18 protein-coding genes are annotated in these 19,508 nt (G+C 73.6%); 8 read left to right on the forward strand and 10 right to left on the reverse strand.

The window, feature by feature from the left end:
• Window positions 1-44: 44 nt before the first annotated feature.
• The 5 genes from DI272_RS09455 to DI272_RS09475 are packed head-to-tail and all read right to left on the reverse strand — an operon-like array spanning window position 45 to window position 4,824.
• Complete coding sequence (locus DI272_RS09455; RefSeq protein ID WP_109494917.1) at window positions 45-1,304, reverse strand: ABC transporter substrate-binding protein; 1,260 nt, start codon at window positions 1,302-1,304, stop codon at window positions 45-47.
• A complete protein-coding gene (locus tag DI272_RS09460) occupies window positions 1,301-2,380 on the reverse strand; it encodes a branched-chain amino acid ABC transporter permease (protein ID WP_109494918.1) in 1,080 nt (359 codons plus the stop codon). The genes DI272_RS09455 and DI272_RS09460 overlap by 4 nt, the downstream gene beginning before the upstream one ends.
• Window positions 2,373-3,263 (reverse strand): branched-chain amino acid ABC transporter permease, encoded by an 891-nt coding sequence (locus tag DI272_RS09465; protein ID WP_109494919.1) that lies wholly within the window; start codon window positions 3,261-3,263, stop codon window positions 2,373-2,375. The genes DI272_RS09460 and DI272_RS09465 overlap by 8 nt, the downstream gene beginning before the upstream one ends.
• Window positions 3,260-4,042, reverse strand: a complete 783-nt coding sequence (locus DI272_RS09470; RefSeq protein ID WP_109494920.1) for an ABC transporter ATP-binding protein — start codon at window positions 4,040-4,042, stop codon at window positions 3,260-3,262. The genes DI272_RS09465 and DI272_RS09470 overlap by 4 nt, the downstream gene beginning before the upstream one ends.
• Entirely contained in the window at window positions 4,030-4,824 is a 795-nt protein-coding gene (locus DI272_RS09475; RefSeq protein WP_109494921.1) for an ABC transporter ATP-binding protein, read from the reverse strand. Before DI272_RS09475 ends, DI272_RS09470 begins: the two co-directional genes overlap by 13 nt.
• 181 nt (window positions 4,825-5,005) lie before the next feature.
• On the opposite strand from DI272_RS09475, the gene DI272_RS09480 reads away from it, so the two are divergent.
• Window positions 5,006-6,202 (forward strand): CdaR family transcriptional regulator, encoded by a 1,197-nt coding sequence (locus DI272_RS09480; protein ID WP_109494922.1) that lies wholly within the window; start codon window positions 5,006-5,008, stop codon window positions 6,200-6,202.
• A 297-nt stretch (window positions 6,203-6,499) separates the two neighbouring features.
• On the opposite strand, the gene DI272_RS09485 is transcribed toward DI272_RS09480, so the two are convergent.
• The gene (locus DI272_RS09485) at window positions 6,500-7,618 is read right to left on the reverse strand and encodes a glycerate kinase (RefSeq protein WP_109494923.1); all 1,119 of its coding nucleotides are present in this window, start codon (window positions 7,616-7,618) and stop codon (window positions 6,500-6,502) included.
• Between the two features lie 191 nt (window positions 7,619-7,809).
• Here DI272_RS09485 and DI272_RS09490 point away from each other — a divergent pair, with 191 nt between their 5' ends.
• The 5 genes from DI272_RS09490 (at window position 7,810) to DI272_RS09510 (ending at window position 12,051) form a co-directional block, all read left to right on the forward strand.
• A complete protein-coding gene (locus DI272_RS09490) occupies window positions 7,810-8,880 on the forward strand; it encodes an ADP-ribosylglycohydrolase family protein (RefSeq protein ID WP_109494924.1) in 1,071 nt (356 codons plus the stop codon).
• A gap of 28 nt (window positions 8,881-8,908) precedes the next feature.
• Window positions 8,909-9,403 (forward strand): NUDIX hydrolase, encoded by a 495-nt coding sequence (locus DI272_RS09495; protein ID WP_109494925.1) that lies wholly within the window; start codon window positions 8,909-8,911, stop codon window positions 9,401-9,403.
• A gap of 180 nt (window positions 9,404-9,583) precedes the next feature.
• Entirely contained in the window at window positions 9,584-10,951 is a 1,368-nt protein-coding gene (locus tag DI272_RS09500; RefSeq protein ID WP_109494926.1) for a S8 family serine peptidase, read from the forward strand.
• A 7-nt stretch (window positions 10,952-10,958) separates the two neighbouring features.
• The gene (locus DI272_RS09505) at window positions 10,959-11,264 is read left to right on the forward strand and encodes a hypothetical protein (RefSeq protein WP_109494927.1); all 306 of its coding nucleotides are present in this window, start codon (window positions 10,959-10,961) and stop codon (window positions 11,262-11,264) included.
• A gap of 46 nt (window positions 11,265-11,310) precedes the next feature.
• Complete coding sequence (locus tag DI272_RS09510; protein WP_109494928.1) at window positions 11,311-12,051, forward strand: Sir2 family NAD-dependent protein deacetylase; 741 nt, start codon at window positions 11,311-11,313, stop codon at window positions 12,049-12,051.
• A 4-nt stretch (window positions 12,052-12,055) separates the two neighbouring features.
• Here the strand turns inward: DI272_RS09510 and DI272_RS09515 are convergent, their stop codons facing one another.
• The 3 genes from DI272_RS09515 to DI272_RS09525 are packed head-to-tail and all read right to left on the reverse strand — an operon-like array spanning window position 12,056 to window position 16,031.
• Complete coding sequence (locus DI272_RS09515; RefSeq protein ID WP_109494929.1) at window positions 12,056-12,547, reverse strand: methylated-DNA--[protein]-cysteine S-methyltransferase; 492 nt, start codon at window positions 12,545-12,547, stop codon at window positions 12,056-12,058.
• Between the two features lie 9 nt (window positions 12,548-12,556).
• Complete coding sequence (locus DI272_RS09520; RefSeq protein WP_309221651.1) at window positions 12,557-14,047, reverse strand: AlkA N-terminal domain-containing protein; 1,491 nt, start codon at window positions 14,045-14,047, stop codon at window positions 12,557-12,559.
• Window positions 14,048-14,102: 55 nt separating this feature from the next.
• Window positions 14,103-16,031: a heavy metal translocating P-type ATPase gene (locus DI272_RS09525; RefSeq protein ID WP_181387520.1), complete on the reverse strand. Its 1,929-nt coding sequence runs from the start codon at window positions 16,029-16,031 to the stop codon at window positions 14,103-14,105.
• 57 nt (window positions 16,032-16,088) lie between these two features.
• On the opposite strand from DI272_RS09525, the gene DI272_RS09530 reads away from it, so the two are divergent.
• Together DI272_RS09530 and DI272_RS09535 are read left to right on the forward strand one after the other, a co-directional pair.
• Window positions 16,089-16,445 carry a metalloregulator ArsR/SmtB family transcription factor gene (locus tag DI272_RS09530; protein WP_109500756.1) on the forward strand — a complete coding sequence of 119 codons (357 nt, stop codon included), beginning with the start codon at window positions 16,089-16,091 and terminating at the stop codon, window positions 16,443-16,445.
• 31 nt (window positions 16,446-16,476) lie between these two features.
• The gene (locus tag DI272_RS09535; RefSeq protein ID WP_109494930.1) at window positions 16,477-17,628 is read left to right on the forward strand and encodes an MFS transporter; all 1,152 of its coding nucleotides are present in this window, start codon (window positions 16,477-16,479) and stop codon (window positions 17,626-17,628) included.
• A gap of 121 nt (window positions 17,629-17,749) precedes the next feature.
• Here the strand turns inward: DI272_RS09535 and DI272_RS09540 are convergent, their stop codons facing one another.
• Window positions 17,750-19,489 carry a SpoIIE family protein phosphatase gene (locus DI272_RS09540; protein WP_258314497.1) on the reverse strand — a complete coding sequence of 580 codons (1,740 nt, stop codon included), beginning with the start codon at window positions 19,487-19,489 and terminating at the stop codon, window positions 17,750-17,752.
• Window positions 19,490-19,508 lie beyond the last annotated feature (19 nt).

A 19,508-nucleotide genomic window follows, 5' to 3' on the forward strand; every position in this document is an offset into this window, starting at 1 on the left:
CGAGAGGGCCCGAACCGATTCCGGTTCGGGCCCTCTCCGCGTTCTCAGGGGGTGTACGACTGTGCCGCCTCCGAGGCCTCCGCCTCCCGGACGACCTTCATGCCGCCCGTCACGCTCTTGTCGGGCTGAAGGATCACGCTCTCCCGGGAGGAGGGCGCCTTGGGATCGGTGAAGTTCTGGACGGGGCCGAAGCCGAGGTCGAAGGAGTCGATCGTGAGCAGGGCCTTGTCGACGCCGGCCCGGGTGAGGTCCTTGTTCGCGCAGGCCTTCTTCAGGGCCTCGCCGAAGGCGGACGCGGCGGTCCAGCCGGCCACGATGCCGTTGTCGAGGGCGTCCTTCGGGTAGGCGGCCCGGTAGTCGGCGACGAGCTTCTTCGCCTGCGGGGTGTCGGCACCGATGGGGAGCGAGGGCGAGGCCACGTAGTAGTTCTTCATCAGGGCCGGGCCCGCCTGGGTGGCGAGGAGCTGGGGGGCGAAGGCGGAGTTGTTGCCGATGACCGGCACGTCGAAGCCGCTCGCCGCGGAGACGCCGACGAGCGAGGCGGCCTGACGCGGGCCCGCGCTGAGGACGATCGCCTTGACGCCGGCCTGCTTGAGGGCGGCGACCTGGGCGGTCATGTCGTTGTCGGTCGGTTTGATCTTCTGCTCGACGACGGTCAGGCCGGCCTCCTTCGCCATGTGCTTCGAGCCGGCCAGGGCGCTCTCGCCGTAGTCGCCCTCGAAGTACACATGGCCGATCTTGTCGCCCTTCCTGATGCCCTTGTCCTTCATCAGGAAGTCGACGGCGTTGATCGTCTCGATGTCGTACGTGGAGCCGATGACCCGGATGTACGGGCTGCCCAGCAGCGCCGCCGACCAGGCCTGCGGCAGCACCAGGCCCTTGTCCTGGCCGTCGACGCGCTGCTTGACCGCGGCGACGAACGGGGAGCCGATGAACTGCGCGAAGCCCAGCACCTTCGGCTCCAGCTCGGTGTAGCCGGAGACGGCCTTCTGCGGGTCGTAGCCGTGGTCGCGGACGGTGAGGGCCACCTTGTAGCCGCAGACGCCTCCGGCGGCGTTCAGCTGCTTCACGTACAGCTGCTGGGCCTGGGTGACGCTCTTGCCGAGAGTGGCGTAGACGCCGGTCATGTCGGTGAGGGCGCCGAGGCTGATCGTCTTGCCGGAGATGCCCTCCGCGGTCTTCACCCCGCCAGCGGACTGCTCGCCGCTGTCGTCGTCCTTGGCCTTGGAGCTGCAACCGGCCAGCAGGAGCAGGGCGGCGAGGGCGCCGGCGGCGGCCCTGGTCGGGTACGTCGTGGTGGTCATCGTTCCTCCGTGAGGGTTCTGGTGCGACGCCGGGCGGCCGGTCCGACCAGGCCGCCGGGCAGGAACAGCACCACCAGCACGACGGCGGCGCCGTAGAGGTACCGGGACGCCTCGCCCGGTGCGATCCCGCCCGTGCCGGGGGCGGAGACCAGGGGCAGCGCGTCGCTGTAGCGGGTCAGCAGCTGCGGCAGCAGGGAGACGAACACAGCCCCGGCGACCGCGCCGGAGACCGATCCGAGCCCGCCGATGACGATCATGGCGAGGTATTCGAGGGACAGCGTGATGCCGAAGTAGTCCGGCACGGTCCGCTGGAAGACCAGGGCGAGGACCACGCCCGCCAGGCCCGCGTACATCGAGGACAGCACGAAGACGGCGGCGCGGTACCGGGCCACCGGCACCCCGATCACGCCGGCCGCGATGCGATGGTCGCGGATGGCGTTCATGGCCCGGCCCGGACGGCCGCGCAGGACGCCCCGGGCGAACAGCGCGCCGGCCAGGAGGGCGAGCAGACCGGCGTACCAGAGTTTCTCCACCGAGCCGAACGGGACGTCGGCGACGAGGAGTTCGCGATCGTCGAAGGTGAGGCCGAAGAGGTTCAGGGGCGGTACGTCGCGGCCGTTGGCGCCGCCGGTCAGGTCGTGGGCGTTGAACATCACGTGCTGGCCGATGAAGACCAGGGCGAGGGTGGCGATGCCCAGGTAGGCGCCGCTGAGGCGGCCGGAGATGGGGCTGAACAGGCCGCCCGCGGCGCCGGCCACCAGCACCGCCAGCACGGCCGCGAGCCAGGTCGGCAGGCCCAGGCCGGTCAGGCCGTCGCCGCCGTCGGCCGCGAAGACGCAGTAGCCGTAGGCGCCGACGGCGAGGAAGAAGGCGTGGCCCATGGAGAGCTGGCCGGTGGCGCCGGTGAGGAGGTTGATGCCGATCGCGCCGAGGGCGGCGGCCATGGCGAACAGGCCCGCCTGGAGCCAGAAACGGTCGAGGTAGAAGGGGAGGGCCAGGAGGAGGACGGCCGCGGCGGTCCACAGGTACGTCCGCGCGCCGAGGAGCCGGAGCGGCCTCACGAGGGCTTCAGACACGGGCCAGCTCCTTCGTGCCGAACAGCCCGGCGGGCCGGACGAGCAGGATCGCGACCATGACCAGGTACGGCGCGAGATCGCCCAACCCCCGGCCCAGGAAGGTCAGATCGCTCTGGTAGCCGGTGGCCAGCGACTCGGTGACACCGACGAGCAGGCCGCCCACCAGCGCGCCCGTCGTGGAGTCCAGGCCGCCGAGGATCGCCGCCGGGAAGGCTTTGAGCGCGGCCAGTGACGTGGCCCGCTCCAGGCCCGGTGTCGGGAAGACGGTGAGGAACAGCGCGGCGACGGCGGCCAGGCCCCCGGCCACCGCCCAGGCGCCGAGCGACACCCTGCCCAGCCGTACGCCCATCAGCGCGGCCGTCTCGGCGCTCTCCGCCGCCGCCCGCATCGCCACGCCCCACGAGGTGTACCGGAAGACCAGCAGGAACCCGGTGATGAGCAGCGCCGCCGCGACGAACGCGGCGATCCGGGTGTGGGCGAGGGACACCGGTCCGAGGTGGAGGACCGCGTCGCCCCACGGGTCGCCGAGCGCCAGGACGTCCGTGCCGATACGGCGGGTCAGTTCGGTGGTGAGCAGGATGTCGACGCCGATCGTGACGATGGCGAGGACGCTGTGGTCGGAGCCCCGGTAGCGCCGCATCACCAGGAACTCCACGGCCGCCCCGACCAGCGCGGCACCCGCGATCCCGAACAGCAGCGCGGGCCAGAAGCCGAGGTCGTCGTGGAGGGTGGCGGTGACGTAGCCGCCCGCCAGCAGCAGTGACGCGTGGGCGAAGTTCACCACCTCGGTGGCGCGGAAGATCACCACGAATCCGAGGGCGATCAGCGCGTACACCGACCCCAACGACACGCCGTTGAGGAGGATTTCGGCGAAGGTGCTCATGTTCCGGCTCCCAGGTAGGCCGCTACGACGGCCGGGTCGTTCTGTACGTCGGCGGGGGCGCCGTCGGCGATGCGGCGCCCGAAGTCCAGTACGGTCACCGCGTCCGCGAGCCGCATCACCACCCCCATGTCGTGTTCCACCAGCACGATCGAGATGCCGAGACCGTCACGGACTCCCGCGATCACGGCGGCCGTCCGGCGGCGTTCGGCGGCGTTCATCCCGGCGACGGGTTCGTCGAGGAGCAGCAGCCGCGGCTCCATGCAGAGCGCGCGGGCGAGTTCGGCGAGCTTCTGCTGCCCGTAGGGCAGGGAGCCCGCCGGGCGGTCCAGGCAGTCCGTGATGCCGACGAACTCGGCTATCTCGCGGACGCGTTCGCGGTGGACGCGTTCCTCGCGGGCGGCCGCGGGGAGGCGAAGTCCGGCCGCGAGGAAGCCGGTTCGGGTCAGGCGGTGCCGCCCCAGCAGGAGGCTGTCCTCGACCGTGGCGCGCGGCGGCAGGGCGAGGTTCTGGAAGATGCGGGCGATCCCGAGGCCGGCGATGCGGTGCGGAGGCATGCCGATGAGCTCGTGGTCGCCGAAGCGGACGCTGCCTTCGGTTGCCCGGTAGACGCCGGACAGGACGTTGAAACAGGTGGACTTGCCCGCACCGTTGGGGCCGATCAGGGCGTGGACGGTGCCGGGGCGGACGGTGAAGGAGACGTCGTCGAGGGCGGTGAGACCGGCGAAGCGGACGGTCAGACCGCGTACGTCGAGAGTGTCCACCGGGGTCACCCCTTCCATCGTGTGAGGGTCCGGGCGCCCGCCGTCTCCGCGTCGGCCGCCGCGTCCTCGTCGACCACGCCCAGGTAGCGGCGGCGGACCTCGTCGGAGGCGGATAGTTCGGCGGCCGGGCCCTCCAAGGTCACCTCGCCGACTTCGAGGACGTACGCGTGCGTGGCCAGGCGCAGGGCGAGGGCGGCGTTCTGCTCGACGAGGAGGACCGCGGTGCCCTGTGCGTTGATCTCGCGGACGGTGTCGGCGATCCGCTCGGCCATCAGCGGGGCGAGGCCGAGGGCGGGCTCGTCAAGGAGGAGGAAGCCGGGGGCGGCCATCAGGGCGCGGGCGACGGCGAGCATCTGCTGTTCGCCGCCGGAGAGCAACCCGGCGCGCTGGCGGGCGCGCTCGGCCAGTACGGGGAAGAGTTCGTGGACGCGGGCCAGGGACTCGGCGCGGCCCGCGCGGTCGCCGCCGAGGGCGCCCGCGCGCAGGTTGTCGGCGACCGTCATCCGGGCGAACACCCGCCTCCCCTCCGGGACCTGGGAGACACCGGCGGCCACCACCCGGTCCGGCGGCAGCCGGTCGAGGCGCCGGCCGCCCAGCCGCACCTCGCCGCCGGTGACCGTGCCGCCCTGGAAGGACAGCGTGCGGCTGATCGCGCGCAGCAGCGTCGACTTGCCCGCGCCGTTGCTGCCGAGGACCGTCACCACGGCCCCCTCCGGCACCTCCAGGGACACCCGGCGCAGGGCGCGCACGGGCCCGTACCCGACCGACAGGTCCCGCACCACGAGTCCGGATCCGACCATGGACTTCCCTTCTGTCCTCACTCGGTGTGGCGCTCACCCCAGCACCGGCGGGAGCCCCCGTCCACGGCCCGCGGCGGAATCGCTGCGGGTGCCCAGCGGGCCGGTGCCGCGGTTGTGCGCGCGCACAACGCTGCGTGTCAGGGGCCTGTGCGGGGCCGGGCCCAGGTGGCATCCTCCGGGCATGGGAGGGCGACGGCCGCGTACCGGTCATGACTGGAAGCTGCTCGCGGAGTCCTGCACGGCTCTGCTGGAACGGGTGCCGGAGCTCGTCGACGAGCACCTCAGGCAACTCTTCGACCACTCCCCCGTCTACGCGCAGGTGCTGCCGTACGACCAGCAGTGGCGGGAGGCGGAGGAAGCGATACGGATCGGGATCGAGACGATCTCCGCGCCGCGGGACTCGCCCCGCCGCGACCTGGACTACGCCGAGGACGCGGGGCGGCGCCGCGCCCAGCAGGGGCTGCCCCTGGACCTGCTGGTCCACGCCTACCGCAACGCGGGCTATCTGGTGTGGGACGCGCTGGTGGAGGGCGCGGCGGGGCGGGAGCCGGAGCGGCTGGCGGCGCTGATGCGGTCGACGACGATGGTGTGGTCGGCGGTGGACGCGCAGGCGGAGGCCGCGTCGGAGGCGTACCGGGCGACGGAGGCGGAGCTGCGGCGGCGCACGGACGAGCAGTTGCAGGCGCTGCTCGACGCGCTGCTGGAGGGCAAGGCGACGCCGGGGCTCGCGGCGCGGGCGGCGGCGGGGCTGGATCTGCCGGAGCACGGTCCGTACGCGGTGGTGGTGCTGCGGGCCGAGCGGCGGGACGCGGGCGAGCGGCCGGTGCAGGGGGCCGGGTTCCGGTTCATCTGGCGGATGCGGGCCGACGGCGAGGTGGGGGTGGTGGCCCTCTCCCCCGGTCAGGGGCTGGACGGGGTGGCGCGGGTGCTGGACGGGCGGTGCTCGGGACCGGGCGGGATCAGTCCGGTGGTGCCGGGGCTGGCCGAGCTGGGGCGGGCCCGGCGGTTGGCCGAGCTGGCGCTGCGGACCTGCCCGCCGGACGGTACCGCCGTCGTACGTCTCGATCAGCGCATGCCGACGGCGCTCGTGGTGAGTCAGCCGGAGCTGGCCGACCGGCTGGTGTCGGACGTGTTCGGCGGCCTCCTCGAACTGGAGCCGGCCGACCGGGCCGTGCTGCTGGAGACCCTCGATGTGTGGCTGGTCTGCGAGGGTTCGGCGGGCCGGGCCGCCGGGCGGCTGTACTGCCACCGCAACACGGTCTTCAACCGGCTGCGGCGCCTGGAACAGCTGACGTCGCGGTCGCTGGCCCGGCCCCGGGACCTGATCGAGATGACGCTGGCGCTGGACGCGTACCGGTTGTCCGGCGCCAGGAGGTGAGCCTCACGCCGCGGCGGCCCGTCCCGGGAGGTGGGCCTTTCAGGTGGTCGTTCACAGGAGATGGGCCGTGGCTGTCCCAGGGGGTGGGCAGGCCGCGGAGCCTTCCCAGGAGGAGGACTGGGTGGCCCGTCCCAGGAGGTAAAATCCGGCAACCCGTCCCGGAAGGTAGGACCCGGAGGTAAGCCCGGGAGACCCACCGCAGAAGGTGAGCCCCAGCAACCCGTCCCTGGAGGTGAGCCCCAGAGGCCCACCCCAGATGGTGAGCCCCGGCGGCTCGTCCCAGGCGGTTGGGTGGGGTCAGCTCAGGAAGTCCCGGGCGATCTGTTCCGCCACCCGTTCCAGGATCGGGCCGGCGTCCGCGATGCACTTCGCCACGTCCGGCTCGACCTCGGTGAGCGGGTAGGCCCGTCGGATGCCGGCCTTGCCGAGGGCCTCCGGGGGCAGGGTGAGGCGGCCGCACACCGCGACGACCTCCTTGTCGGCGGCGCGGGCCGCGGCGGCGACGCCCGCGGGGGCCTTGCCGTGCAGGGTCTGCTCGTCGAGGGAGCCCTCGCCGGTGATGACCAGGTCGGCCTGTTCCAGCGCGGGCGTGAAGCCGAGGACGTCGAGCATGACGTCGATGCCGGCCCGGAACCGGGCGCCGAGGAGGAGCGCGCCGTAGCCGATGCCGCCCGCGGCGCCCGCGCCCGGTGACGCGGCGTACTCGGCGGCCCGGGAGCCGACCGCGTCCTCCAGCACGCGCGCGTAGTGGGCGAGCGCGGCGTCCAGGGTCGCCACGTCGTCCGGGGAGGCGCCCTTCTGCGGGCCGTAGACCGCGGGCGCGCCCTTCGGGCCGGTCAGCGGGTTGTCGACGTCGCTGGCGAGGACCAGCTCCACGTCGGCGAAGCGCGGGTCGAGGCCGGACAGGTCGGCCGCGGCCAGCTCGGCGAGGCCGCCGCCGCCCGGGGCGACCGGCTCGCCGTTCCTGTCCAGGAACCGGGCGCCGAGGGCGGTGAGCATGCCGGCGCCGCCGTCGGTGGTGGCGCTGCCGCCGACGCCGAAGACGATGGTGCGGGCGCCCGCGTCGAGCGCGGCCCGCAGCAGCTCGCCGGAGCCGTAGGTGGACGAGGTGAGGGGGGCGAAGACGCCCTTCGGGAGCCGCTGGAGGCCGCTGGCCTCGGCCATCTCCACCACGGCGGTGTCGCCGCGCAGCGCGAAAGCGGCCGTGACCTCCTGGCCGAGGGGCCCGGCGACCTTGATCTCGTGCCGTTCGAAACCGGCCGCGACCGCCGCGTCCACGGTGCCGTCGCCGCCGTCGGCCACGGGCAGCGCCTCGACGACGAGATCCGGCACGACCCGGCGCAGCCCGGCCGTCACCCGCTCGGCGACCTGCACGGCCGTCAGCGATCCCTTGAACTTGTCCGCGGCGATGAGCACCCTCTCCGTGCCCCTGCCTGCAGCGTCAGCCACTTGCCATCCCCTTGCTCTCCGGGCCCGACGCACGTCGGGGCCAGTCGCGCCGCTGTGACCATAACCGGAGCCCGCCCTCGCCGTCATGCCCTGCCCGGACCTTGAGAAGCTGCTGCGCCCCCGCTGTGCAGGGGCCCGGAATCGGGTAAACCGGTCCTATGACCCCTGTGGGCACCGCACCAGAGCTCGCCGACCGCGTCCTCGGGGGCTGGCTGGGCCGGATCGCGGGCAACATGCTCGGCAAGCCGGTCGAGCAGGGCGACCTGTGGACGCGGGACCGGATCGACGCCTATCTCCGGCAGGCCGCCGCCCTGCCGCTGACCGACTATCTGCCGGAGCCGCCGAGCGAGAGCGAGGGCTTCGAGCTGCGCCCGGAGTGGCGCCAGTGCGTACGCGGCCGCATCCACGGCAGCTGCCGTGACGACGACGTGGACTACGCCATCCTCGGCCTGGACCTGCTGGAGACCCACGGCTTCGACTTCAGCACCGAACAGGTCGGCGACCTGTGGCTGCTCAGGCTGCCGTACCTCCAGACGTTCACCGCCGAGCGGGCCGCCTACCGCAATCTCGCCAACGGGCTGAAGCCGCCGCTGACGGCGACCTACGACAACCCCTACCAGGAGTGGATCGGGGCGCTGATCCGCGCCGACATCTACGGCTGGACCTGCCCCGGCGTGCCGCGCCGGGCGGCCTCGCTGGCCCGGCGGGACGCGGTGCTCTCGCACACCGGCAACGGCGTGTACGGGGCGATGTGGGCGGCGGCGCTGGTGTCGGCGGCGTTCACGGCGGCGACCGTGCGGCAGGCCCTGGACCAGGCGCTGACCGTCGTACCGGCGAGCAGCCGGCTGGCCCGGACCGTGCGCCGGGTGATCTCCCTGCACGACACCCGGATGGCCTGGGAGGACACCCTGACGACGGTCGCCGCGGAGACCGCCGGGCTGGGCTGGATCCACACGATCCCGAACGCCGCGGTGCTCACCGCCGGGCTGCTCTACGGCGACGGCGACTTCACCCGGACCGTCGCGCTGACGGTCCGCGGCGGACTGGACACCGACTCCAACGGGGCCACGGCCGGGTCCGTGGCCGGGGTGCTGACCGGCGCGGCGGCCATTCCGGCGCAGTGGAAGGACCCGCTGGAGGACACGGTGCGCAGCGCGGTGTTCGGGTTCGACGGGGTGCGGATCAGCGAGCTGGCGGAGCGGACCGTGCGGTTGATCGACGGTGAGTGATGCGCCGTGACGGAACTACCCTTCAGAGATGACCAGCGCTCAGGACTTCGCCACGTACATCGCCGGCCTGCCCCGCATCCTGGCCGGTGCCGCCGCCCTCTTCCGCGACAGCGCGGGGCGGGTGCTGCTCGTCGAGCCCAACTACCGTGACGGCTGGGCGCTTCCGGGCGGCACCATCGAGTCGGACGACGGCGAGACCCCGCGTCAGGGGGCGCGTCGCGAGACGCTCGAGGAGATCGGCCTGGACCGCGAACTCGGGCGGCTGCTGGCCGTGGACTGGGTGTACCGGGCGGGCATGCCGCCGCTGGTGGCGTACTTGTACGACGGCGGGGTCCTCGGCGAGGACGACTTCAAGGCGATCCGGCTCCAGGAGGAGGAGCTGCTGTCGTGGCGGCTCGTGCCGCGGGAGGAGCTGGACGACTATCTGCTGGGTTTCCTGGGCGGCCGGGTGCGGGCCGCGCTGGACGTTCTCGCGGACGGTGCGGGAACGGCCGAGCTGGAAAACGGCCGACGGGTTTTCTGACGCCTGCTGATTCACGTGTTCCGCACCGTGAATCACCCTGCCCGAGCGCGTTCCAGAAGCTACGCCCTTGCGCGTATGGACCCCCTGTATCCACGCCAATAGCGTGCGACTCCTCGCCTTATCCGCAGGTACCGGTGGCACGCGTTTGCCGTGCCGCCGGATTCGATCACAGGGGGAAACATGCGGGTAATCGTTCAGATGCGCCCGGAACCCGATGTCGTCCAGGCCGTCGTGGATCCGTCCGTCAGCACTCCGCCGGCCTCCGACGTCGCCGGTTCACTGCCCGGTGTCGTCCTGGATGCGGAGTTCGTGCCGGTGCCGGTGCCGCAGCCCAAGCCGGCGTTCCCCGACGGCGATCCGCTGTCGCTGGACCAGCCGCTCACCTTCTCGCTGGCTCCCGAGGAGGCGAGCGTCCTGGTGCGCGGCGAGATCGAGGACCGTGACGGCGCCGCCCGGCTGGCGATGCTGGGCAGCAGGCGGGCGGACGTCGTCGGGGTCTCCGCCGACCCGGTCGTCGAGACGATGCCCACCTGCGGCAACACGCCTCCGGTCGGCGACTGGCACGACGTGCAGCGGCTCGTCACGGACGCGCTGAAGAGCGAGGGGCTGGACGGGACGGGCGTTCCGCTGGCCATCGTCGACACCGGCATCAACGTCGCCCACCTCGGTCAGGTCCTCGGCTCGCCCGTCACGGTCGACGCGGCGCGCAGCTGGAAGCCGCCGGGTGTGACCGGCGACTTCGGGCAGTTCCCGGTGAACCACGGCACGATGTGCGCGTTCGACGCGCTGATCGTGGCCCGCAAGGCGTCGCTCCTCGACATTCCCGTGCTGCTCTCGCAGCGCCAGGGCGCCACCGTGATGGAGGGCCTGCTCTCCGACGCGATCTCCGCGTACGCGCATCTGTGGGGGCTGCTGGAGCAGATGCCGCGCGAGCAGCGCCGGATGGTCATCAGCAACAGCTGGGGGTCGTTCAAGCCGACGTGGGACTTCCCGCCGGGGCACCCGGGCAACTACTCCGACAACCGCGCCCACCCCTTCAACCTGATCGTCGCCGCCCTGGAGGGGTCCGGCGCGGACATCCTGTTCGCCGCGGGCAACTGCGGTACGGAGTGCCCCGACGGGCGCTGCGGGTTCCCGAGCCGGCCCGTCAACGGGGCGAACTCGCACCCGGGCGTGCTGTCCGTGGCCGGTGTGGACACCCGCGACGCCCGGGTCGGCTACTCGTCCCAGGGGCCGGGGCGGCTCGCCGTCCGCAAGCCGGACATCGCCACGTACACGCACTTCAGCGGCTCGAAGGCGTTCGGCCAGAACAGCCCCGACTCGGGGACCTCGGCGGCCTGTCCGGTCGCGGCGGGTGTGGTCGCCGCGGTACGCGGCAAGGTGTCGGTGAAGGAGCTGTCGCCGTCCCGGATGCGTACGCTGATCCGCCGGTCCGCGCACGACGCGGGCGGGCACGGCTACGACTTCGACTACGGGTACGGCATCATCAACACCCCGTCGCTGGTCGACGCGGTGCGCCGGCTCGGCAAGACCAACGCCCGCCTGTAGGAGACCCATGGCTCCCGAGCGCCCGACCGTCCTCATCACCGTGACCCTGCCGCCGGGGGCGGCGCTCGCGGACGCCCGGCGCCGTCTCGGCCTCGCCGACGACGAGGTCGACACGGCGTACGGCCTGGTCCCCGTGGACCCGGCCCACGGCACCTATGCGCTGCTGGTGACCGAGGAGGCCGCGGCGAGGCTCCCGGGAGCGCCGGAGGCGAAGGGGGCGTACCAGGGGCCCTTCGCCAACCCGAAGATCGAGCCGTTCGGGCCGGTGCAGCCGAAGGAGGAGGAGACGGGCGGGGGCGAAGGCGAGGGCTGACATAACCGCTCGCCCTGCCCCACCCCGCCGATCTACTCTCGGCCGCATGAACAAGCCCCTCGTGGCGCTTCTCAGTGGCGCAGGTATTTCGACCGACTCGGGGATTCCGGACTATCGCGGCCCGAACGGGTTGTGGCGCCGTGACCCCGAGGCGGAAAAGCTCGTGACGTACGACTACTACATGAGCGATCCGGATATTCGGCGCCGGTCGTGGCTGATGCGCAAGGAGAGTCAGGCGCTCGCGGCGGAGCCGAACGCCGCGCATTTCGCGGTGGCCGAACTGGAGAAGTCCGGGGTGCCGGTGCGGGTCATCACGCAGAATGTCGACGGATTGCATCAGCTCGCCGGAATGCCGGCCCGCAAGGTGCTCGAACTGCACGGCACCGCACGGCAGGTGGTGTGCACCCGGTGCCAGGTGCGCGGCCCCATGGACGACGTGCTCGCGCGGCTCGACGCCGGGGAGGACGACCCGGCCTGTCCGGCGTGCGGCGGAATCCTGAAGTCCGCGACGGTGATGTTCGGCGAGCGCCTCGACCCCGTCGTGCTCGGCGAGGCCGTCGCGATCACCAAGGCCTGCCAGGTCTTCATCGCCGTCGGCAGCAGCCTCCAGGTGCAGCCCGCCGCGGGGCTGGCCGGTGTCGCCGCGGAGCACGGAGCCCGCCTGATCATCGTCAACGCCGAGCCGACCCCGTACGACGAAGTCGCCGACGAGGTCGTACGGGAACCGATCGGTACGGCGCTGCCCGAACTGCTGCGACGACTCCGGGAGCAGCCGGCCGACGTGTAGGGCCCTAGAAGAGCGCCGCCCCGCGCTCGAAGTCCAGCAGTCGCTGCTTGCGTTCCAGACCGCCGCCGTAGCCGGTCAGGCTGCCGTCGGAGCCCACGACGCGGTGGCAGGGGACGATGATGCTGATCGGGTTCTTGCCGTTGGCGAGGCCCACCGCGCGGGAGGCGCCGGGGTTGCCGAGGGCCTCGGCGAGGTCGCCGTAGGAGCGGGTCTCGCCGTAGGGGATGCGCAGGAGTTGTTCCCAGACGCTGCGCTGGAACGGGGTTCCGTGCAGGTGGAGTTCGAGGGTGAAGTCCTTCAACTCGGAGGCGAAGTAGGCCTCCAGCTGGTCCACCGCCGCGCCGAAGGGGCGGTCGTCGCGTTCGCCGAAGGTCTCCTGGCCGGGGCGGTGGCGCTGGTCGGTCATGTAGAGGTTGCTCAGGATGCCGTCGGTCGCGACCAGGGTCAGGGCGCCGTACGGGCTGTCGATGACGGTGTGCTGCTTGTGCTGGGTCACGGAAGATCCTTATACCGGAAGGAAGTTGATCGGGTGGCTGTCGGTCGCCCACAGGTACTGGACGGCGTACGCCCGCCACGGCCGCCAGGCCGCCGCCCGGGCCGTCAGCGCCGCCGGGGTGGAGGGCAGGCCCAGCTCCTGGGCGGCCTTGCGGATGCCGAGGTCGGTGGGGAGGAAGGCGTCGGGGTCGCCGAGGGCGCGCATCGCGATGACGTCGGCCGTCCAGGGGCCGAAGCCGGGCAGGGCGAGGAGGCGGGCGCGGGTCTCCGTCCAGTCGCTCTCCACGCCCAGGTTCAGGGCGCCGTCGGCCAGTTGGCCGACGAGGGTGGTGAAGGTGGTGCGACGGGTGCGGGGCATGGCCAGTGACTCGGGGTCCAGGCGGGCCAGTTGCTCCGGAGACGGGAAGAGATGGGTGAGTCCGCCCTCGGGGTCGTCGACGGGATCGCCGTGGGCCGCGACCAGGCGGGCCGCGTGGGTGCGGGCGGCGGCCGTCGACACCTGCTGGCCGAGGACCGCCCGTACCGCGAACTCCGCCTCGTCCACCGTGCGCGGCACCCGTCGTCCGGGGGCTTTCGCGACCAGCGGCGCCAGTACCGGGTCCGTGCGCAACTGGTCGTCGATCGCCACCGGATCGGCGTCCAGGTCGAGCAGGCGGCGGCAGCGGCTGATGGCGACCGTCAGATCGCGCAGGTCGCTCAGGGTGAGGCGGCAGGCGACGTGGTCGGGGTTGGGGCTCAGCGCCACGACGCCGTGGCCGTACGGCAGCCGGAGCGTGCGGCGGTAGGCGCCGTCCCGCCACTCCTCCACCCCCGGCACGGCGGTCGCCGCGAGGTGGCCGAAGAGGTTGTCGGGGTTGAGGGGAGCACGGAACGGCAGCCGGAGGGTCAGGGATCCGGCGGTGCCCGAGACCTGTCCCGCCGCCCTGCGCGGCACCCGTGCCCGCAGCTCGCTGGGTGAGAGGGCGAACACCTCGCGCACGGTGTCGTTGAAGGCGCGGATCGAGGAGAAGCCGGCGGCGAACGCGATCTCCGCCATCGGCAGGGCCGTCGTCTCGATCAACAGCCGTGCCGTCTGGGCACGTTGGGCGCGGGCCAAGGCGAGGGGGCCCGCGCCCAGCTCGGCGAGGAGCTGGCGTTCGACCTGCCGGGTGCTGTAGCCGAGGCGCGCGGCGAGTCCGGGTACGCCTTCGCGGTCCACGACGCCGTCGGCGATCAGGCGCATGGCCCGGGCGACCAGGTCCGCGCGCTCGTTCCACTCGGGGGAGCCGGGGCTGGTGTCCGGGCGGCAGCGCTTGCAGGCCCGGAACCCGGCCTGCTGGCAGGCCGCCGCACTGGGGTAGAACGTCATGTTCCCGGGCTTGGGCGGCACGACCGGGCAGCTGGGCCGGCAGTAGATGCGGGTGGTCAGGACCGCCGTGAAGAACCACCCGTCGAACCGGGCGTCCTTCGACTGGACGGCGCGCACGCAGCGCTCGGTGTCGGTGTGCATCCCCTTCTGCATGGGTCCAGCATGGTGCAGCGGGGGCCGGGCGGCTGGCGGGAATCCGACATCAGCCTTACGCTTGCTGCACCTGTCCGGATCGCCAGGCCGACTCCCGCAGCAGCCGCAGCCCGTTCAGGCCGACGAGGACGGTGGAGCCCTCGTGGCCCGCGACGCCGAGCGGCAGGGGCAGGTGTCCCACCAGGTCCCACACCACCAGGACGGTGATGAAGGTGCCCGCGATCACGAGATTCTGCACGACCAGCCGGCGGGCGGCCCGGGACAGCCGTACGACCGCCGGCACGGCCGTCAGCTCGTCCCGCACCACGACCGCGTCCGCGGTCTCCAGCGCGAGGTCGGAGCCCGCGCGGCCCATCGCGAGGCCGGAGTGGGCGGCGGCGAGCGCGGGGGCGTCGTTGACGCCGTCGCCGACGAAGAGCACCTTGCGGCCGGCGTCCTGCAGCTCCCGCACGGCCTTCACCTTGTCCTCGGGGAGCAGGCCGGCGCGGATGTCACCGAGACCGGCGGCCTCGGCGACGCGGGCGGCCGAGCGGGCGTTGTCGCCGGTCAGCAGGACGGGCGCGGTGCCGGTCAGGGCGGTGAGGGCGGCGGTCGTGGCGGGGGCGGCGGGGCGGAGGCGGTCGGTGAGGGCGAGGGTGCCGACGGGGGTGCCGTCGCGGGTGACCTGGACGACGGTGGCGTCGCTGTCGGCGCTCTCCGCCCGGCCGACGCTCACGGACCGCCCCGCCACGGTGGCGGCGACCCCGCTCCCCGGGACCGCGGTGAAGTCCTCGGCGTGCGTGATCCGCAGGTCCCGTGTCCGCGCCGCCGTCACGATCGCCCGGGCCAGCGGATGCTCACTGGGCAGTTCGGCCGCGGCGGCCAGGGCGAGCAGGGCGTCCGCGTCGAGGCCGGAGTCAGGCGCCGGGCGTACGGCCGTCACCTCGGGCGCGCCCTCGGTCAGCGTGCCGGTCTTGTCGAGGGCGGCCAGGTCGATCTCGCCCAGCCGCTCCATCGCGACCGCCGACTTGACCAGCACTCCGTGCCGGCCGGCGTTGGCGATGGCGGACAGCAGGGGCGGCATGGTCGCGAGGACGACCGCGCACGGCGAGGCGACGATCATGAACGTCATGGCACGGAGCAGCGCGTCGGCGAGGTCGGCGCCGAGGGCGAGCGGGACGGCGAAGACGGCGAGCGTGGCGGCCACGATCGCGACGGCGTAGCGCTGTTCGATCCGCTCGATGAAGAGCTGGGTCGGCGCCTTGGTACGGGACGCCTCCTCGACCAGGGTCACGATGCGGGCGATGACGGACTCGGCGGGGTCGCGCTCGACGCGGACGCGGAGGGCACCGGTGCCGTTGAGGGTGCCGGCGAAGACCTCGTCGCCGGGGCGCTTGACCACGGGGAGCGGTTCGCCGGTGATGGTCGCCTGGTCGGCCTCGCTGGTTCCGTCCAGGACCCGTCCGTCGGCGCCGATCCGCTCCCCCGGGCGGATCAACAGGAGGTCCCCGACGGCGAGTTCGGCGGTCGGCACGACGGTCTCCGCGCCGGAGCCGGCGACCCGGGTCGCGGTGGCGGGCGCGAGGTCGAGCAGGCCGCGCACCGAGTCGGCGGTGCGGGCGGTCGCCAGGGCCTCCAGGGCGCCGGAGGTGGCGAAGATGACGATCAGCAGGGCGCCGTCGAGGACCTGTCCGATGGCGGCGGCGCCGAGGGCGGCGACGATCATCAGCAGGTCGACGTCGAGGGTCTTCGCGCGCAGCGCCCGCAGCCCTTCGAGCGCGGGCTCCCAGCCGCCGGTGACATAGGCGACCGCGTACAGCGGCCCGGACGCCCAGGCGGGGGCGCCGGTCAGGTCCAGAGCCAGGCCGGCCAGGAAGGCGAGCGTCGCCGCGAGGGCCCAGCGGGCCTCGGGGAGGGCGAGGACGCGGGTGCGGCGGTGGGGTGCGGCGGGCGCGGGGGCAGGGGTGCGGTGGGGGGCGAGAGTCGCTGACACCTGGCTCACCATACAGGAACACATGAAGACTCATTCATCTGTTCATGTGCGGTGGGTAAGATGCCCCGCATGGGTCATGGAGCCGTCACCAGCACCGCCGAGGAGCGCGTACGCCTCGACGCGGGCAACGTCGCGAAGGTCGCCACCACGCTCCAGGCCCTGTCGACGCCCTCCCGGCTGCTGATCCTGGCGCGGCTGCGCGAAGGGCCGCTGCCCGCCACGGAGTTGGCGGCCGAGGTGGGCATGGAGCAGTCGGCCTGCTCGCACCAGCTGCGGCTGCTGCGCAACCTAGGCATGGTGGTCGGTGAGCGGCGCGGGCGCTCGGTCGTCTACGCGCTGCACGACCACCATGTCGCCGAACTCCTCGACCAGGCCGTCTACCACGTGGAGCACCTGCGGCTGGGGCTCAGTGACACGTCCGACTGAGACACCGTCGGCCGAGGCCGCGCGGCACCGCATGTGGCCGCTGTACGCGGCCGGGTTCACCACCGCGTTCGGCGCGCACGGCATCGCCGCGAACCTCGGCGCCGACACCGACGACGCCGTCACCTCGCTGCTCGTCCTGGGCGGACTGCTGGCGCTGTACGACGGCGCCGAGGTCGTGCTGAAGCCGGTGTTCGGCACCCTCGCCGACCGGATCGGGGCGCGGCCGGTGCTGCTGGGCGGGCTGCTGGCGTTCGCCGCGGCGTCCGCGCTGTACGCCGTCGCCGGCAGTCCGGGGTGGCTGTGGGCCGCCCGGCTCGGGCAGGGCGCGGCGGCCTCCGCCTTCTCCCCCGCCGCGTCGGCTCTGGTGGCCCGGCTGAATCCGGCGGTCAAGCACGGTCGGGCGTTCGGGAGTTACGGCTTCCACAAGTCGATCGGCTACACGCTGGGCCCGCTGCTCGGCGGGGTGCTGGTGTGGGCGGGCGGGTTGCGGCTGCTGTTCACCGTGCTGGCGCTGCTGGGCGCGGCGGTGGCGGTGTGGGCGCTGGTCGCCGTACCCGTCGTACCACCGTTGCCGCGGACTCGGCAGACGGTGCTGGACCTGGTGCGGCGGCTCGCCGACCCGGCGTTCCTGGTGCCGACGGCAGCGCTGGCCGGGGCGACCGCCGCGCTGTCGGTGGGTGTCGGGTTCCTGCCGGTGTCCGGGGCGGTGGCCGGGCTGGGGACGGTGGCGACCGGGGCGGCGGTGTCGGTGCTGGCCGCGGGTGCGGCGGTCGCACAGCCGCGGGCGGGGCGGGCGCTGGACACGGGGCGGATCTCCGCTCGGGGCGGGTCGGCCGCCGGGCTGCTGCTCGCGGCGGCGGGGCTGGGGTGCGCGATGCTGCCCGGCCTGACGGGCGTCCTGCTCGCCGCCGCGCTCATCGGCGCGGGCACCGGCCTCATCACTCCGCTGGGCTTCGCGGCACTCGCCGCCGCGACCCCTCGCGAGCGGCTGGGACAGACGATGGGCGCGGCCGAGCTGGGCCGTGAACTGGGCGACGCGGGCGGCCCGTTGCTGGTCGCGGGGGTGGCCACGGCGGCAACGCTCACGTACGGGTACGGGGTGCTGGCGGTGCTGCTGGCGTGCGGGCCGGTGGTGGCGCTGGGGGCGGGGGTACGGCGGCGGACGGGGACCGGGGCGTCCTGAGGCTCCCCGTGCCACGGTGGTCTCGGCGCGGCGCCCGGGGCTTGCGGCACCGGGCACGCACCGGCGCTCCCCCGGTGCCCTGCCGGCGGCCCGGTCCCACCTGGGCCCCCGAAGTACCGCCCTACACTTGCCGCACCCGGGCCGCCAGCAGCGCGATGTCGTCGTGGACCGAGCCCGTCGCCGCGTGCGCCAGGATGCCGTCGAGGATCTCGTCCAGGGCGCCGCCGGGCGGCAGGCGCAGGTCGGTCAGGCGGGCGAGGGAGATGTCGATGTCCTCGTCACGCCGTTCCACCAGGCCGTCGGTGTAGAGGAGCAGGGTGCCGCCGGGCAGGCCGGAGCGGGTGACCGTCTCGTAGGCGCCGAGGCCGGTGCCGAGCGGGGGGCCCGCGGGCAGCGGAACCAGTTCCACGCGGCCTTCCGGGGTGATCCGCAGCGGGGGCAGGTGGCCGGCGTTGGCGTAGCTGATCGTGTCGGTGGCCGGGTCGCCGAGGGCGAGCAGGCAGGTGGCGACGCGGTCGAAGCCGGAGGCGGCGATCATGCGGTCGGCGGCGTGCAGCATCTCGTGGAGGGGCAGCCCGGAGGAGGCGAGCGCGCGGAGCATGGACCGGTAGTGGCTCATCGCGACGGCCGCCTCCACCCCGTGGCCCATCACGTCGCCGATGACGAGGAGGTTGCGGCCCCGCGGGAGGGCCAGCGAGTCGTACCAGTCGCCCCCGACCACCGCGCTGTCGTCGGCGGGGAGATAGCGGGAGGCGGTCTCCAGGTCGGGGTGCGGGAGGGTCGGCTCGCTGAGGAGGGCCCGCTGGAGTTCCAGGGCCATGGAGTGCTCGCGGGCGTAGTGCCGGGCGCGTTCCAGGGCGCGGGAGGCGCGGCCGGCGAGCTCCTGGGCGACCACGCCGTCCTCCACCGTGAAGGCCGGTGAGGAGCCCGCCCGGACCAGGGCGAGGACGCCCACGCTGCGGGAGTCGGTGGTCAGCGGCACGACCAGCCCGGAGTGGATGCCGGCGGCCCGGTACTCCGCCAGCCGGTCCGCGTAGGGGCCGCGCAGCCCCGGCGGGCGTCGGCCGGGCAGGCGGGTCAGCAGCGGCCGTCCGCGCTCCAGCACCCGGCGCACGGGGGACGCCGGGCCGTGCTCGTTGACCTCGCCCAGCACGGGCGGCCGGCCGAGCCGCTCGGCCAGCTCGGGGCTCCGGCTCACGGCGGCCCGGCGCAGCCGCATCAGCCCGCCGGGCGCGGGGCCGGGCGGGCCGTCGTCGACCACCAGGTCGACGGAGGCGCCGTCCGCCAGGTCCCGGACCACGAAGTCGACGAGCTCGCGGCAAGTGGTCTCCAGGTCGAGCGTGGTGCCGATCCGCAGGGTGGCCGCGTGCAGCATGGCCATCCGGCCGTGGGCCCGCTCCAGCTCGTTGACGTAGCGGCGCGGTTCGGTGACCTCCACGCCGACGGCGATCAGGCCGAGGACCCGCCCGCGCTCGTCGTACCGCCGGTGGTAGACGCAGTGCCACTCGCGCCGCGCGCGGTGTCCGGCGTCGCCCATGACGCCGGAGACGACGACGTCCCGGGGCCGGCCGTCGCGCAGCACCGCCCACGGCACGTCGGCCGGACGCTCGACGCCGGGCATCACCTCGGTGAGGGTGCGGCCCAGGTGCTCCCGCACCGGTACGCCGTTGATCCGGGCCATGTGCGGATTGACGTACACATAGCGCAGCCGGGTGTCGAGGACGGCCACGGCCGCCGCCCCGCCCTCCACGATGTCCCGCAGCATCCGGTACTCCCGCCCCAGCTCCGCGCCCGCGCCCGCCGGCAGCGCTTCGGCGTCCGCGGACAGCAGGGTCCGCGGGAGGGCGGGGTCCGTCCCCACGGGCACCTCCCGTTCTCCA

Source organism: Streptomyces sp. Act143 (genome assembly GCF_003143935.1).
Lineage (GTDB): Bacteria > Actinomycetota > Actinomycetes > Streptomycetales > Streptomycetaceae > Streptomyces.

What these genes read in the sequence shown, in the direction of transcription:
- DI272_RS09505 (WP_109494927.1), top strand. Translation starts at nt 10,959, where the DNA reads ATGGCTCCCGAGCGCCCGACCGTCCTCATCACCGTGACCCTGCCGCCG.
- DI272_RS09490 (WP_109494924.1), top strand. Translation starts at nt 7,810, where the DNA reads ATGACCCCTGTGGGCACCGCACCAGAGCTCGCCGACCGCGTCCTCGGG.
- DI272_RS09470 (WP_109494920.1), bottom strand. Translation starts at nt 4,042, where the DNA reads ATGGAAGGGGTGACCCCGGTGGACACTCTCGACGTACGCGGTCTGACC.
- DI272_RS09465 (WP_109494919.1), bottom strand. Translation starts at nt 3,263, where the DNA reads ATGAGCACCTTCGCCGAAATCCTCCTCAACGGCGTGTCGTTGGGGTCG.
- DI272_RS09480 (WP_109494922.1), top strand. Translation starts at nt 5,006, where the DNA reads ATGGGAGGGCGACGGCCGCGTACCGGTCATGACTGGAAGCTGCTCGCG.
- DI272_RS09500 (WP_109494926.1), top strand. Translation starts at nt 9,584, where the DNA reads ATGCGGGTAATCGTTCAGATGCGCCCGGAACCCGATGTCGTCCAGGCC.
- DI272_RS09455 (WP_109494917.1), bottom strand. Translation starts at nt 1,304, where the DNA reads ATGACCACCACGACGTACCCGACCAGGGCCGCCGCCGGCGCCCTCGCC.
- DI272_RS09510 (WP_109494928.1), top strand. Translation starts at nt 11,311, where the DNA reads ATGAACAAGCCCCTCGTGGCGCTTCTCAGTGGCGCAGGTATTTCGACC.
- DI272_RS09530 (WP_109500756.1), top strand. Translation starts at nt 16,089, where the DNA reads ATGGGTCATGGAGCCGTCACCAGCACCGCCGAGGAGCGCGTACGCCTC.
- DI272_RS09495 (WP_109494925.1), top strand. Translation starts at nt 8,909, where the DNA reads ATGACCAGCGCTCAGGACTTCGCCACGTACATCGCCGGCCTGCCCCGC.
- DI272_RS09520 (WP_309221651.1), bottom strand. Translation starts at nt 14,047, where the DNA reads ATGCAGAAGGGGATGCACACCGACACCGAGCGCTGCGTGCGCGCCGTC.
- DI272_RS09475 (WP_109494921.1), bottom strand. Translation starts at nt 4,824, where the DNA reads ATGGTCGGATCCGGACTCGTGGTGCGGGACCTGTCGGTCGGGTACGGG.
- DI272_RS09535 (WP_109494930.1), top strand. Translation starts at nt 16,477, where the DNA reads ATGTGGCCGCTGTACGCGGCCGGGTTCACCACCGCGTTCGGCGCGCAC.
- DI272_RS09525 (WP_181387520.1), bottom strand. Translation starts at nt 16,031, where the DNA reads ATGGTGAGCCAGGTGTCAGCGACTCTCGCCCCCCACCGCACCCCTGCC.